The sequence below is a fragment of the Kordia sp. SMS9 genome, from assembly GCF_003352465.1.
GTDB lineage: Bacteria > Bacteroidota > Bacteroidia > Flavobacteriales > Flavobacteriaceae > Kordia.
The window spans coordinates 1,712,658-1,727,963 of record NZ_CP031153.1 but is presented as its reverse complement, the minus strand read 5'-3'; the positions used below and the strand labels follow the sequence as shown (position 1 = coordinate 1,727,963).

Annotated in this window: 14 protein-coding genes; 10 read left to right on the top strand and 4 right to left on the bottom strand. The window is 36.0% G+C overall.

Going from position 1 to position 15,306, the window contains the following annotated elements:
• Positions 1-151 precede the first annotated feature (151 nt).
• The gene (brnQ, locus tag KORDIASMS9_RS07465) at positions 152-1,444 is read right to left on the bottom strand and encodes a branched-chain amino acid transport system II carrier protein (protein WP_114902248.1); all 1,293 of its coding nucleotides are present in this window, start codon (positions 1,442-1,444) and stop codon (positions 152-154) included.
• A complete protein-coding gene (locus KORDIASMS9_RS07460; RefSeq protein WP_114902247.1) occupies positions 1,445-2,005 on the bottom strand; it encodes a hypothetical protein in 561 nt (186 codons plus the stop codon). It abuts the gene before it with no gap.
• 48 nt (positions 2,006-2,053) lie between these two features.
• Between KORDIASMS9_RS07460 and KORDIASMS9_RS07455 the strand changes: the two genes are divergently transcribed.
• Together KORDIASMS9_RS07455 and KORDIASMS9_RS07450 are read left to right on the top strand one after the other, a co-directional pair.
• Entirely contained in the window at positions 2,054-2,836 is a 783-nt protein-coding gene (locus tag KORDIASMS9_RS07455; RefSeq protein ID WP_114902246.1) for an alpha/beta fold hydrolase, read from the top strand.
• Between the two features lie 245 nt (positions 2,837-3,081).
• Positions 3,082-3,321 (top strand): hypothetical protein, encoded by a 240-nt coding sequence (locus KORDIASMS9_RS07450; RefSeq protein ID WP_114902245.1) that lies wholly within the window; start codon positions 3,082-3,084, stop codon positions 3,319-3,321.
• Positions 3,322-3,516: 195 nt separating this feature from the next.
• Here the strand turns inward: KORDIASMS9_RS07450 and thiL are convergent, their stop codons facing one another.
• Positions 3,517-4,563 carry a thiamine-phosphate kinase gene (gene thiL / locus KORDIASMS9_RS07445; protein WP_114902244.1) on the bottom strand — a complete coding sequence of 349 codons (1,047 nt, stop codon included), beginning with the start codon at positions 4,561-4,563 and terminating at the stop codon, positions 3,517-3,519.
• Positions 4,564-4,651: 88 nt separating this feature from the next.
• Between thiL and KORDIASMS9_RS07440 the strand changes: the two genes are divergently transcribed.
• The 7 genes from KORDIASMS9_RS07440 to KORDIASMS9_RS07410 all read left to right on the top strand — a co-directional run bounded on the left by KORDIASMS9_RS07440 (position 4,652) and on the right by KORDIASMS9_RS07410 (position 14,205).
• Positions 4,652-6,079, top strand: coding sequence for a choice-of-anchor B family protein (locus tag KORDIASMS9_RS07440; RefSeq protein WP_114902243.1), 1,428 nt, complete (start codon positions 4,652-4,654; stop codon positions 6,077-6,079).
• Between the two features lie 35 nt (positions 6,080-6,114).
• Positions 6,115-7,392 (top strand): choice-of-anchor B family protein, encoded by a 1,278-nt coding sequence (locus tag KORDIASMS9_RS07435; RefSeq protein ID WP_114902242.1) that lies wholly within the window; start codon positions 6,115-6,117, stop codon positions 7,390-7,392.
• A gap of 3 nt (positions 7,393-7,395) precedes the next feature.
• Positions 7,396-8,784 carry a hypothetical protein gene (locus tag KORDIASMS9_RS07430; protein WP_114902241.1) on the top strand — a complete coding sequence of 463 codons (1,389 nt, stop codon included), beginning with the start codon at positions 7,396-7,398 and terminating at the stop codon, positions 8,782-8,784.
• Between the two features lie 2 nt (positions 8,785-8,786).
• Complete coding sequence (locus KORDIASMS9_RS07425; protein WP_114902240.1) at positions 8,787-9,545, top strand: MbnP family protein; 759 nt, start codon at positions 8,787-8,789, stop codon at positions 9,543-9,545.
• Between the two features lie 13 nt (positions 9,546-9,558).
• Positions 9,559-10,548, top strand: coding sequence for an FAD:protein FMN transferase (locus tag KORDIASMS9_RS07420; RefSeq protein ID WP_162819810.1), 990 nt, complete (start codon positions 9,559-9,561; stop codon positions 10,546-10,548).
• A gap of 241 nt (positions 10,549-10,789) precedes the next feature.
• Positions 10,790-13,579: an ATP-binding protein gene (locus KORDIASMS9_RS07415; protein ID WP_162819809.1), complete on the top strand. Its 2,790-nt coding sequence runs from the start codon at positions 10,790-10,792 to the stop codon at positions 13,577-13,579.
• The gene (locus KORDIASMS9_RS07410; protein ID WP_114902237.1) at positions 13,576-14,205 is read left to right on the top strand and encodes a response regulator transcription factor; all 630 of its coding nucleotides are present in this window, start codon (positions 13,576-13,578) and stop codon (positions 14,203-14,205) included. The genes KORDIASMS9_RS07415 and KORDIASMS9_RS07410 overlap by 4 nt, the downstream gene beginning before the upstream one ends.
• 91 nt (positions 14,206-14,296) lie before the next feature.
• Here the strand turns inward: KORDIASMS9_RS07410 and KORDIASMS9_RS07405 are convergent, their stop codons facing one another.
• The gene (locus KORDIASMS9_RS07405; protein ID WP_114902236.1) at positions 14,297-14,494 is read right to left on the bottom strand and encodes a hypothetical protein; all 198 of its coding nucleotides are present in this window, start codon (positions 14,492-14,494) and stop codon (positions 14,297-14,299) included.
• Positions 14,495-14,779: 285 nt separating this feature from the next.
• Between KORDIASMS9_RS07405 and KORDIASMS9_RS07400 the strand changes: the two genes are divergently transcribed.
• Positions 14,780-15,256: a hypothetical protein gene (locus KORDIASMS9_RS07400; RefSeq protein WP_162819808.1), complete on the top strand. Its 477-nt coding sequence runs from the start codon at positions 14,780-14,782 to the stop codon at positions 15,254-15,256.
• Positions 15,257-15,306: the final 50 nt, after the last annotated feature.

Below are 15,306 nucleotides of genomic sequence, written 5' to 3'. Positions count from 1 at the left end.
TTATTTTAAAGAAGTCATTTTATAAAATTCCAAAAGCATCTAGAATCTAATAGCGATCACACTGAGCTTACCTAAGTGAAGCGATCTAGCCTCTTGTGTCAATTTGAAAGATATTTTTAGTTCCTTTTACCTCTTTTTATATGATGCTGAATCATGATTTTTTCGGCATCAGTCCTATCACCAAAAACGTCACAAAAGCTGGCAATACCCAACCAAAATCATACATGCCTAACGGAATGGTTTCACGAAAATTGATTAAGAAACTATTTTCAGGATAGAAAAAGTTGATCGCATCAAATACTCCGAAAATAAACGTAATTCCTACAACTGCTTGGAACACTAATGGTGTTGCGTATTTTTGTGGCACTACATTTAAAAAGATCAACACAATTGTAATTGGATAGATAAATTTTAATACAGGAACCGCAATGATAATGATGTAGTGAAAATCCAATTGCCCAATAACAACACCTAAAATACAGGCAAAAATGGCTGTGTTATTGTATACTTGTTGCGAATTTTTAAAGAGTCCTTTAAAATAATCTGCCGTTCCTGTGGTGATTCCGACAGCAGTCGTAAAACATGCCAACGCAACCAGCACACTTAAAAAAGCCGTTCCAATATTTCCCAAAGTCGCCAAACTAATTCCACGCAATAAAGTAGCACGTTTCATATCATTTGTTTGCGACATGTCAACTTCTATTTCGCCACTAAAATATGATCCAAGCAATATCAATCCTGCATACATGGCAAACAACCCAAAACCAGCAATCCAACCCGATTTGGCAATGAGTTTCTTTTTTTCTTCATAGGAACTGTGTCCTTTTAAGTTTAATGAAATAATGATGACGCCACCAATGACAACCGCGCCAATAGCATCAAAGGTTTGATAGCCTTCCAACAAGCCTGCAAACAACGGAAACCCTTCTATTATTGACGTCGCAACTTCTTTGTGCGGCATAAATAGCCCAATTCCGATAATGGTCAATAAAATTAGGACGATCAACGGCGTTAAAAATTTGCCTATAAAATTGAGCACTTTGGAACGATTCAACGCAAAAACTAAGACCAAGGCAAAATACACACTGCTCGTTAACAAAGCATCTGTTCCGAAGTTGGGAAATATAGAAATTTCATGGGTTGCTGCGGCGGTTCTTGGTGACGGAATCGCAACGGCTATTACATAAATTACAATGCAAAATAGCGTACTAAATACCGGCGACACTTTCTTTCCAAAGTCAAACATCGAACCTTGCAATCGCGCATGCGCTAAAATTCCAAAAATCGGAATCACTACTGCCGTAATCATAAATCCGAGTGTAACCCAATACCATTCGTCAGTTGCTTGGTAGCCTAATAATGGTGGCAATAACAAGTTTCCTGCACCAAAAAACATGGAAAATAAGGCGAAAGCAGTGATAAAAAGTTCTTTATTTTGTGACATTTATGCGAGTTTTTTAATTCCAGCCGTGAGTAAACCGATGAGTACATATAAAATTCCTAAAGCGAGATGGATAAATTTGAGTAACGCCATGACAAAAGCCAGCGTTGCCCAATGCGTTTGTAAATCGCCATAAAAAAGTTGAAGCAATGCAAAATTTTCTACCATATCCATAATTCCAGCATACAATACCATCCGCATCATAACAATTCCAAATCTGTATGCTAAGGATGCTTGGTTTTTCCAAACAGTTCTTCGCACACGATGAATGAGCAAGCACAACAAAAAAACGTACGTGACAATGAAAATATAATCGAACCACAAACTCCATTCGGTAGATTGCATAGCGCCATCTGTAGTTTCCCAAGAATTGAGGATTTGTGTGGAGTTTTCAAGTGTGTTTGCCAATTCAAATGAAATAATTCCCAAAGGAGCAAATTCATTTTTAAGCAAAGTATCAAAGTGTACCATGCAACTTCCTGCCAATACAAAAGTAGCAATTGCCAATAAAAGCAGCTTTTTTTCAGCAGCAGGTGAAAGTTTGTGAAAACTGAATGATAACATTTTTGATTTCTAATTTTACAAGTAACGAAAGATACATATTTTTGCGAGATGCAACAGTTTGTGACTTATAAAAATATAGAAATTGCGTATACCGTTTCGGGTGAAGGAAGCGCAGTAGTTTTTTTACATGGCTTTTTGGAAACGAGTAACATGTGGCAACCGTATGTAAACGCTTTTTCCAACACACATAAAGTCATTACGATAGATTTACTAGGACATGGAAAAACACCGTGTTTGGGATATATTCACACGATGGAAGAAATGGCGGAAACGGTTTTTGCGGTGGTGAAAACGTTGCGATTGCGCAAACTCCATATTTTAGGACACTCTATGGGCGGTTATGTAGCATTGGCTTTCGCCGAAAAGTATCCTGATTATGTAAAAGCCTTGTGTTTGATCAATTCTACATCACGTGCCGATAGCGAGGAACGAAAAGTGAATCGCGATCGTGCAATTAATGCCGTAAAGTACAATCACAAGCAATTTATCCGCATTTCTATTGCGAATTTATTTCGACCGAAAAACCGAAAAATCTTTGCCAAACAGCTCAGAGAAGTCAAAAAAGAAGCCTTAACCACAACTTTACAGGGAATTGTGGCGGCGTTGGAAGGCATGAAAATTCGAGAAGATCGGGAAGTATTGTTGCATTTTTCGCCGTACAAAAAGATGATGATTATTGGCAAGCACGATCCTGTATTGGATTTTAAAGATTTAATTGATCAGACTAAAAACTCCGAAGTTGACGTTGATATTTTTCCCGACGGACATATGAGTCATATCGAAAATAAAGAGGATTTGCTATTTTCGTTAGCACGGTTTTTAAGCAATTAATTTGTCTTTTCTTGACGACTTTGAATCAACTTATGTTATATTAAAAAAAGATACTCTAAAACGAATAATAATTACATCAAAATTAAAAAATAGAATTTTTTTTGTAAGAAAAAAGAAGCTTAACTTACCGTTTACCTAAACTTAATATGCATTTCATCTAAAAAAACCATCTTTTCGTCGGATTTTCAATTCGGATTCTTTATCTTAGTGGAAACCAAAGAAAACTTACTTAACCTACTTATTACATGGAAAATAAGAGTATAAAAACTACTTTTTCACTAGGAAAATTGTATTGCAGCGTATTCGGTCATCGTTACAGAGTCACAAAAAAAGTCACTTCACACATCAATGAATATCAATGTATGCTTTGCAACTGCGAAGTTACCACAGACGATAAAGGAAAGTTGACACAATTAACACCGCAACTGAAAGATATTAACGAAACATTGACTTCTTTTCATAAAAAGAAAAATCACGCGTTTTAAAGTATTAGGTATTAGTCAAGCTCTAAGAGCAATTGAAATTTTATTTAAACTACTAAAGTTTAAAATTTACAAACAAAGTAAATCTAAAAGCGAAACTTTCAAGATACAAAATAAAAAACCATCACCGCAACAGTGAAAAAAGTCTAAAAGCGCAAAGCGCGATCTAAAATCTAACAGCGTTAGCGGTCTAACAATCTATTCTTCCATCGCATTCCAACCTTGTGCTTTCAAAGGAATTTTGGTATTTGCTCTTGTAATTAAATGAATGCCTTCACTTGGCTGCGTCATGTGACCAATAACCGTTAAGTTGGGATTGGCTTTTATTTTTGGAAAATCTTCTTGACTGATCGTAAATAAAAGTTCGTAATCTTCGCCGCCACTCAACGCAATTGTGGTGCTGTCTAACTTAAATTCTTCACACGTAGCAATGACTTGCGGATCGAGCGGAATTTTATCTTCATACAAATTGCACCCAACTTCTGATTGTTTACACAAATGCATAATTTCAGAAGACAAACCATCGCTAATGTCAATCATAGAGGTCGGTTTTACATCCAAATCCTGTAATAACGTCGGAATGTCTTTGCGCGCTTCTGGCTTTAATTGTCGCTCAATAATATAGGAATACATGTCCAAATCTGGTTGATTGTTCGGATTGACCTCAAACACAGATTTTTCACGTTGTAAGACTTTCAATCCTAAATATGCGCCTCCAATATCGCCTGTAACCACCAATAAATCGTTTTCTTTGGCACCGTTTCTGTACGCGATGTTTTCTTCTTCCACTTCACCAATCGCGGTCACGCTAATCAATAAGCCTTTCGTAGAAGAAGTGGTATCGCCACCCACAACATCTACATTGTAAATCTTGGCTGCTAATTGGATTCCTGCATACAATTCTTCCAAGGCTTCCAAAGGAAAACGGTTAGAAACTGCAATCGAAATCGTGACTTGTGTTGCTTTTGCATTCATCGCATAAATGTCCGACAAATTCACAATTACAGCTTTATACCCCAAATGCTTTAACGGCATAAAACTTAAATCGAAATGTACGCCTTCCACCAACAAATCGGTAGAAACCACTACTTTCTTTGAACTAAAATCTAATACAGCTGCATCATCTCCAATCCCTTTTATAGTAGAAGGTTGCGTAATCTTGAAGTTTGACGTCAAATGATCAATCAATCCAAACTCTCCCAAACTTGCCAATGATGTTCGCTGTTCGTTCTTGTCTTTTAACATGCCGTAATCGTGTTTATTTAAGTTAAAATTGTATTTTAGTCCGCAGTTTTACCCTCGATCTTATTAAAACGCAAAATTAGCCAAAAAAATGACACGTATTGCACGAAACCTATGCTTTGTTCTTGCACTTTTTATGAGTATTCCAATATTTGCCCAAATAGTTCCTTGTGCGGGTGGATTTGCGGGTTCTTTTCCTTGTGACGGATATGATTTAGTATCAAATTTACCGAAATCGACATTTAGCAACCAAGACGGAAGTGACATTTGGGGTTGGACAGATTCCACCACCAACAAAGAATACGCCTTAATTACTTTTGAAGATAAAACTTGTTTTGTAGATGTGACTGATCCTGTAAATCCTGTTTACCTCGGAAACATTCCTACAAACGCGGGAGTTAATTTTTGGAGAGACATCAAAGTATACAACAATCACGCATACATTGTGGCTGATATTGTTGGAAATCACGGCATGCAAGTATTCGATTTAACACGCTTGCGCAATGTAACGAATCCACCACAAACATTCACGCCAGATACGGTGTTTACAGATGTGGGAAGTTGTCATAACATTGCCATCAATGAAGATACTGGTTTTGCCTATTTGGTAGGTTGTAACACATTTAATGGCGGACCACATTTTGTAGATCTTTCCAATCCTGCAAATCCTGTTTCTGTGGGCGGATATGCTACAGATGGATATACGCATGATGCGCAAATTGTAACTTATAACGGACCTGACACGCAACATCAGGGAAAAGAAATCATGATTGCCAGCAACGAAAATGAAATTGTCATTTTAGATGTTTCTAATAAAGCTGCTGTCGTAAGACTTTCAAGAATTAGTTATACCGATGTTGGGTATACACACCAAGGTTGGCTCACAGAAGATCATCGCTACTTTTATTTAGGCGATGAATATGATGAAATAAATTTTGGATTCCAAACACGTAGTTTGGTCTTTGATTTTGCCGACTTGGACAGTCCTAATTTTTTGACTTCTTTTACAGGAGCGACAAATGCTATTGATCACAATCTTTACGTTAAAGGAAACAAATTATATCAAGCAAATTACACATCTGGTGTGCGAGTTTTAGACATTACAAATCCAATGAATGTTACTGAAATCGGCTATTTTGATACGCATCCAGAATCAAACAATACTACATTTTTCGGCGCATGGAGTATCTATCCGTATTTTGCAAGTGGAAATATTATCATTAGTGATATTGACAGAGGACTAATCATTATTCGGGACAATAGTACGCTTTCTACTGTAGAAGCGCCGAGATTTGATTTTATGATGTATCCAAATCCTGCTTCAGATCACACTATGATTAGCGCTGGAGAAAATATGTTGATCAATACCGTTGAAGTAAGAGATGTATTAGGAAAAAAAGTAGCTACACATGCAAACATCAATGAAATCTTATTTCAATTGCCCGTTGAAAAATTTCCTTCGGGAATATACGTTGTAAAAATAAACGGTACAACTTCTCAGAAATTAATTGTAAATTAAAGAGTTCGTTTTGTATCACACTATAAAAATTGTTTATGAAAAAGATAACATACTTCTTTTTCGTCATGGTTGCACTTGGAATTTTCGCTTGTGCAAATGATGATGATTCTCAACCCATTCCACCAACAACGGAAGAAATTCCAAATGAAGAAATTCCAAATTCTGTAGCTTTTCCAGATGCTGTGATTTGCGAAAATGGTTTTGCAGGCATTTATCCGTGTAATGGATACGACTTGATGGCACACGTTCCCTTGGATGTTTTGGGAGGCATTCGAGGCATGGATTCTTGGGGTTGGACAGATCCACAGACAGGTCGTGAATATGCCATGATTGGAACGAACGAAAATACTTCGTTTGTAGACATTACAAATCCAACCGCACCTATATATTTAGGAAATGTCCCTGCACAAACAGAAGTCAGCAATTGGCGAGACATTAAAGTATATAACAATCATGCGTTTATTGTAAGTGAAGCACCAGGACATGGAATGCAAGTTTTCGATTTGACACGCTTGCGCAATGTTGCCAATCCGCCAGAAACATTTACAACAGATGCTTGGTACAACGGTTTTGGAAGTGCGCACAATATTGTAATTAATGAAGAAAGCGGATTTGCCTATGCTGTTGGCGCTATGACGTTAGATGACAACATGTTTTCGTTTGATGGCGGACCGCATTTTATCAACATTCAAAACCCAACAAACCCGGTTGCAGCAGGTGGGTATCCAAATGATGCATATTCGCACGATGCACAAGTAATTACCTATAATGGCCCAGATACGGAACATGTAGGCAAAGAAATTTTGATTGGAAGCAACACAAATGAAGTGGTTATTATTGACATTACCAACAAAAACAATCCGATTCAATTATCAACAATTGATTATTCGGATATCGGATATACGCATCAAGGTTGGTATACGGAAGATCAACGCTATTTTATTGTAGGCGACGAATTGGATGAACTCAATTTCGGATTCAACTCGCGTACGGTTGTATTTGATTTGCAAGATTTGGACAATCCAACCATTCAAACCACCTATTTAGGACCTACAGAGGCAATTGATCACAATGGGTATGTAAAAGGTGATACGTATTTCTTGGCAAATTATACTGCTGGCGTTCGTATTATAGACATTTCCAACATTGGTAGTAGCGTAATGCAAGAAGAAGGATTCTTTGACACGTATCCTATAAGTAATGAAGCTATTTTTAGAGGTGCTTGGAATGTGTATCCATATTTTGAAAGTGGAAATATCATTGTAAGTGATATCAACTCAGGGTTATTTATCATCCGAAAAAATAATGAGTAATTCATGAAAAAACATTATACATTTTATACACTTTTACTGCTGATTTTTTTGGCAAGCTGTTCTTCAGATGATGGCACGCCTAGTGATACAACAGATACACCAAATCCAGATCCGATTGTCTTTTTAGGAGAAATTGACTGGGTGCAAACACTTGGCGGCACACAAGAAGATACTGCGCAAGATATTACCCTAACTGCCGATGGTGGTTATGCAATAGTGGGTTTTACTGAAAGTATTGACGGCGACATTACGGATAATGCTTCTGAACAAAATAACTATTGGGTAGCCCGTTTAGATACGAATGGAACTCTTCTTTGGAGCAAAACCTATGGCGGAACCGCAGACGATCGTGGGGAAGCAATAAAAGCTACTGCCGATGGCGGATTTATCATTACAGGTTATAGCAGAAGTGCCGATGAGGATGTAAGTGCCAACAGTGGATTTTACGATCAATGGATTGTAAAGTTAGATGCTAGTGGAAATATTCAATGGGAAAAAAGTTTTGGTTTCTCGGGAAGCGATCAAGCGTTTGATATTATGCAAACGAGTGACGGCGGCTATTTTACCACAGGATTTTTAGATATTACAGCTTCTGGCGGACAAGGAAGTTTTGGGAAACCGAATGCTTCAAACGGAGCTTTTAACCCGCCAAAACATGGCGTTGGCGAATATTGGTGCCATAAACTAAATGCAAATGGAGACATTGTATGGAGTCGCTATTTTGGCGGAACCAATAACGATCGCTCCTACTCGACTTTGGAAACAAACGATGGTGATTTTATCGTGGCAGGTTCTTCAGAAAGTAATGATTTCGATGTTACAAACAGTCAAGGAAGTTATGATTTTTGGGTGGTAAAAATGAGCAATACGGGCGATTTAATCTGGCAAAAATCCTATGGTGGAAGCGGCATTGAAATCGGGTATGACATTACCAAAACCAACGACGGAAATTATATTGTCGTTGGCGATACGCGTAGTACAGACGGAAATATTGCGAATCTGAAAGGTTCTGCTGATTTTTGGGTGATCAAGATTAACGACACCGATGGTTCTTTGCTTTGGGAACGCACCTATGGCGGAAGCGATTTTGAATCAGCGCGTGGTGTTACCGCACTACAAGATGGTGGATTTGCGATTGTAGGAAGTGCCAAAAGTGATAATGTAGACTTAAATTCCAATTATGGTCAAAACGATTTTTGGGTGATCAAAATTACAGATAATGGCAATCTTACTTGGGAGAAAAATTTTGGTGGCTCGCAATTAGACATCGCGTTTAGCATTGTAGAAACCAACGATCAAAAATTAGTTATTGCGGGAAGCACACAAAGCAGTGACGGCGATATTACAGAAAATAAAGGCGTCAAAGATGCGTTAATTATAAAAATAAAGTAATCATGAAAAAGCTTGCGTATGTACTTTCAATTTCACTTCTAATGCTTGCATCATCGTGTAATGACGATTCTAACGCCATTGAAACCTCAGCGGTAGAAATTACGTTTGATAATCGTATTGCTGCAAACCAAGATTTGACTTTAGGAACGACGGTATATGTAAATCAAAATAATGAAAGTGTGGTAACGAATGAGTTGAAATATATCATTTCAAACCTTGCACTCACACAAGACAATGGAGCTGTTTTTGAGTATCCCAAAGACGATTCTTATTTTGTAATTAACGAAGAAAATGCCAGCAGTTTAACATTGAGTTTGACAGGAATTCCTGTGGGCAACTACACGCAAATTTCGTTCGGAATTGGCGTAGATCAATCTAAGTATCCGTTAGATGGCGGCGTTTTAAATTTTATTCCAACAGCAGAAGAAGCGGGCATGTTATGGACTTGGGCGGCAGGATATAAATTCATCAAATTTGAAGGAACATATACACCACAAGGCGGCACAGAAGCGCCATTTGTGATTCATGTGGGTAGTCATGGGCAAAACTTAGATAATTATAAATTCGTTACGCTGCCACTAGCAAATACCCTAAATATTACGACAGGAAATACGGCTTCTGTTACGGTAGCAGCATACATTCAAAATATTATTGATGCTACCAATCAAATTAAATTTGAAGAAACTAGTGATATTCAAGTAGATCCTGTAAATGCACCAAGAATTGCCACCAATTTGGAAACAACATTTAGCGCACACTAAAAAATGCATAGTTATGAAGAAAATTAGCGGTCTGTTTTTTGCTGTGATGCTACTTACAACCTTTTGTTTTAGCTGTAAACAAGCAGTAAAAGTGACCAAAAAAACGTTAAATGGTCCTGTTTTTGGCAGCTATTATTCTATCATTTATTTTAGTAGTTCCGATATGACGCCTCAAATAGATTCCATTTTTAAAGCTATTGACAAATCATTATCAACGTATAGAAATGACAGTGAAATAGCCATATGGAACTCTGGAAATGATACCATCAATTTATCAGATAATTTCATTCAAATCGCAAATTTAGCCTCAAAAATTCACAAAGAATCCGACGGGTATTTTGATCCTACGGTTAAAACCTTAGTAGAAGGTTGGGGATTTGGAAACGGGAAACCTACCAATTTACTTTCCGATACGGAAGTGACAGCATTGATGAAATCAGTTGGTTTTGACAAATTGAAAATCAAGGAACGGCAAATTTTAAAAGAAAATAAAGAAATTCAATTAGACTTCAATTCCATTGCGCCAGGCTTCACATCTGATGTGTTGGCAAATTTTTTTCTCTCAAAAAATATTAAAAACTTCATGATCGATATTGGCGGTGAAATTGTTGCGCATGGTCAAAACACAGAATCAAAATCTTTTTGGAGAGTTGGCATTGACAATCCAACGAAACCAAACGAAAGAGATGTTGTGCAGGCTATTTCTTTGGAAAATGAGTCCTTAGCTGTCTCTGGTAATTATAGAAAAACAAAAGTAGATTCCTTAGGAAACAGAATTGTACATACTGTAAATCCAAAAACAGGATATGCACAAAGTTCAAACCTATTGTCTGTAACGATCGTTACGGATACATGCGCATTGGCAGACGGTTACGCCACTTCTTGCATGGCGATGGGTGTAACTAAATGCAAAGAGTTCCTCACAAAAAACAAGAAACTAAAAGCACTTATGATCTACGAAGATGACAATGAATTTATTATTGAAAAAATAAACAACTTCTAGTACCAATTCTGCTTTGCCATAAGAAAAGTTTCAAATCACTTTCCAAATATACTTCAAAAACAATCATCGCTTTGATTGAAAATTTTGGAGCATGAAATAGTATTGCTACACACCTAAGAATAATACCAATTTACACAAACAGCACACCAAAACAAATAAAAAATCGTTTACTAAATACTACGTTTTGTAGTATTAAAAATATAACATAATCGTTATTTTAGGGAAACTAAACCTTTTTCAAGTGCAAAAAAGTATCCTATCCATTGGCTGTTTCTTGTATTGCTTCTTAATGCAGGCGCAATATTGGACAGCGCAACACTTCAACGTGGAAAATGGTTTGGTTGATAATTATACCTTCGCTATTGAAAAATTCAAAGATGAAATTTATATTGCTACCGATGGCGGATTGGTAACTTTTGATGGCTCCGATTTTAAAATTCACAACAAAAAAGAAATTCGATATCCCGTTTCTTTACTAAATGTAAACGACAGTATTTTATATGTTGGTTCTTGGCTTGATGGTATTTTAGCAAAACAAGTACACAAAATTACCAATGTATATAACGAACGCATCAACAGAATTCTTAAAAATGATGATAGAGTACTTACGTTCAACACGTATCAGCGAACTGCATTTTTGACTTTCAATCAACATCAAGTAGTTGATACGTTATTTGGTTTTGAAAAGCAAAATGAAAAACGTCGAATTGCCATTGATGCCGATCGCATTTATGTGCACGAAGGAAAAACAATTTTTACCTATGATTGGAAAGGCAAACCGCAACCTAACTTTCCATACGAAATCAACGAAACCATTGAAGCGATCCGGAGTATCAAGTCGTTTTTATTTTTGGGAGATCAGCATGGAAACTTGACTTGGATCTCAAAGAAAAATCCTGCGCAAATACAAACCTATCATTTCAAAAAACCGTATTCCATTCAGCATATTGAACCATACAAAAAAAATCAAATTTTAGTACAATTTAGGCATCGCGCCGAATACAGCAGCGTGTATGTTGTTACGTTTACCGACGACTTTTCTCAAGTGATTCACACGGAACCAATTCTCACCATAAAATACGGTATTAGTGATATTTTTATTGATCAAGATGCGATTTATATTGCGAGTTATGGCAATGGAATTTACAAAATATTTCCGTCACTTTTTAAGTCTTACGACAATAACGATTACCAAATTCCTGTCCCTAAATTCAGCTATGAAAATGCGCAAGGAAATATGGTATTTGCTACCGAAAATGTATCGTATACGCTACAAGAAAAAGATACGTTTGTGCAGCAAAAAAATCCTTTTCGATTAAACTCCATTTTTTCGTTTCATGGCAAACGTTATTTTTCTTCACATGCAAGTTTGTACAATTCTAATTTGGAAGAAATTAGTGGTTGTCGCGCAAATAACTTTTTGGTTGCCAAAGAAAGTGACACTGTTTTTTATTCAAAATATTGGCTGAGTCGCTTTCATGAAAAGAATCGAGAAGATATTTTTTGCATTCAGTACAACCGGAAAGATAAAAAGATCAATACGGGCATTTATTTCAACGATGCAATTTATATTGGTACGCAAAACGGGATTCGAAAATACACCAATAACGACGTTGATTTTTGGGTAGAAACAAAGGATACGGAACTGCAAACCACTTTTGCACAACGTGTTGTTAGGAAATTGATACGACATAAAAATCAATGCATCATTTCTACGCCGTATGAAGCGTACACATTTGATGGAACTAACGTATTTCCAATACAATTTACAGAAGAAGACATATACATCAACGATACGTTTGTAGATACAGAAAACCGAATTTATTTTGCAACAAACAAAGGTTTCTGGATTATTACGGAAGATTTTCAATATCATTTCAACACAAAAAACGGCACCAATTCTAACAATATTTACAGTTTCTATCAAGACACCAAAGGCATCATTTGGGTTATTACAGGTAATGGAATTATGGAGTTCAATCCAAAATTGTTAGACGTCACTATCCCGCCCAAGATAGAAATTCATCAAACGGACATTCAAGACGATCATGTGTTGATTGCATTTAAAAGTAGTACACGTTATTTCTCAAAAGCGGTGTTGTTTGAATATAAAATAAACAATTCTGAATGGCGCAAAATGCAACATCAAACACTCGAAATGAGCAATTTAAAACCAGGCAATTATTCAGTGGCTTTTCGCGGAAAGCGTATCAACAGTGAATGGTCTATTCCACAAAAAATCCATTTTACGATTGCACCAAAATGGTATCAAATTACCGTGATAAAAGTCTTTATTTTTATTGCCATTATTGTACTATTACTAGGTTTTTTATGGTATCGCTTACGCGTGATTAAACGCAGAAACGAAACCTTATCCAACGAAATTAACCGCCGTATTTTTTTAGAACACAAAGTAGAAAATTTGCGCGAAGAAGTTGCACGCGATTTCCATGATGAAATTGGAAACAAAATTGCTTCTGTCATTGGCTTATCAAACAATTTAAAACACAGTGAAAAAGTGACTTCGCCCAAAGTGGACAAAATAACGTCGCTTTCCAAAGAAATTTATCATACTGCCAAAGACTTTGTATGGTCATTGAATCCGAAAAATAACAATATTGAAAGTTTGTGTAAATATTTAAGAGATTATGGCGAAACCTTTTTTGATCTTTTTGATGAAATTGACTACTTATATCTAGAAATCGACATTGTTCCTATTGACATTTCCTATGTAAGAAGTAGAAACATCATTTTGGCATACAAAGAAATTTTGGCCAATATCATCAAACATTCAAAAGCCACAAAAGTTGTGTTCAAAGCATATTTGGAGGAAGCTACATTTACAATTCAAATTCAAGACAACGGAATAGGCATCGACGGAATTACTTCCAGCAATGGAAATGGGTTAAAAAACATTAAAAAACGCATGGAAATGATCAACGCCAACATAGACATCAAAAAATCAGACGGTGTTTGCTACACGTTTACACTACAACTAGAAGAAGAACTCATTAAAATGAACAAATCATGACAAAAAAATATATCTCAGTGATTGAAGACAACGCCATTTTTCGCGAAAATATGGCAGCATATATTCAGCAACTTGACAACTATTTTTTGTTAGGTGTGTACGAAGATTTTGAAACTGCCTTTGAAGATTTCAAATCAGGAAATTGTCCAGATATTGTGCTGATGGATATCGGATTGCCAGGCATCAATGGTATTGAAGGTACAAAACGCATCAAACAAAAATATCCAAAAACCGAATTGATCATTGTCACTGTTTTTGAAGACAGCAATATGGTTTTTGAAGCCTTAAAAGCAGGTGCTTGCGGATATTTAACCAAAAGTTTAGGGCTGCCAGAATTGAACAAAGCTTTGGGAGATTTGGAAAAAGGTGGCGCACCGATGAGTAATAAAATTGCCAAAATGGTTGTGGAATCGTTTCAACTGAATCATCAAGATAATACCTTGTCAAAACGTGAAAAAGAAGTACTCACGTTACTTGCACAAGGAAAAACCTATAGCACCATTGCGGAAGAATTATTTATCTCCAAAACGACGGTTCGCACACATATTAGAAACATTTATCAAAAACTGCATGTAAATTCTAAAGCGGAAGCAATTCAATTGGCAAATGAGAAAAAAATGATCTAAAAAAACTCACAGTGCAACAGCCTAAACCTAAAAACATGTGCTGTAAACTGTGAGTATCTTTTTAAAACTAAAATCTAAAAAGATTCAAATTTTAGCTGCATCCTAATCCTGAACACCAAAAACTTTGGCAACCATCTTGTGTAGGTTCATACGTTTTACAGTCTTTTCTGCGTGTCCAACAATCGCAGGTCCATGTTTCAGGTCCTTTTCCTGTCACTTCATTGCTTTCAAAATTTGAGATTACATTTCTCTTCAAATTCAATTTGCTTTTCATTTCTTGTTTTTTCATCATTGTATTTTTTATGATTTCTAATACTTCAAAGCTATTGGAAACAAAAGTCGCTGCAATCGTACAAAATGTAGGATTGTTTTAGTTCTTTAAAAAATAGTACAAAATGCAGTATATCTTACCTATTCGGCAGACATTTGAAATGTTAGCAGCAGTAGTAAAATGCAATTAATAATTATTTTATTTCTTTTAATTTTAATGATGTAACTTAGCTTCTTGTCAAGAACAAGACGAGACAAAACCAATCATAGCAATCCAAAAAGTACTACTCAACCATGTTATAAAATGAACGCAAACAAAATATTAAAATTTAGCCAAATTATTATTGCCTGTATAATTTTGATTTCATGCAATAACTCAAAGAATCAAACTCCAAAAAACACGATTGAAACAGCACCAATTCTAAACGGTCAATATGAAGTAAATTTTGAGTTTGAACAAACAAAAGAACATATATGGATTTTTAAAGATGAATTCATGTTTATGATATCACCCAAAAGTGAAACAGAAGTTGATTATCAGATTCCTGTTCGTTATTTTGTAGAAAACAATGAACTTTATGTTTGTGGAATACGCGGTATTTTTGATCCAATGACAATCTCTGAATGTAAAGGGTTGAATCCAAGACCAGACTTTGAAATTATACAAATAGATACAGTTGCCTCTACAAGTTGGAAAGAAGATATATATCAAAGAATACAACTTCGAAATATGATGGGTAGTAATGAAATTGTGACTATTAAAAAAATACTTCCTAGATAATAGCTAGTGTGAAATCTAAAATAAAAGTCTAAAACTGAATCTATTCGCGT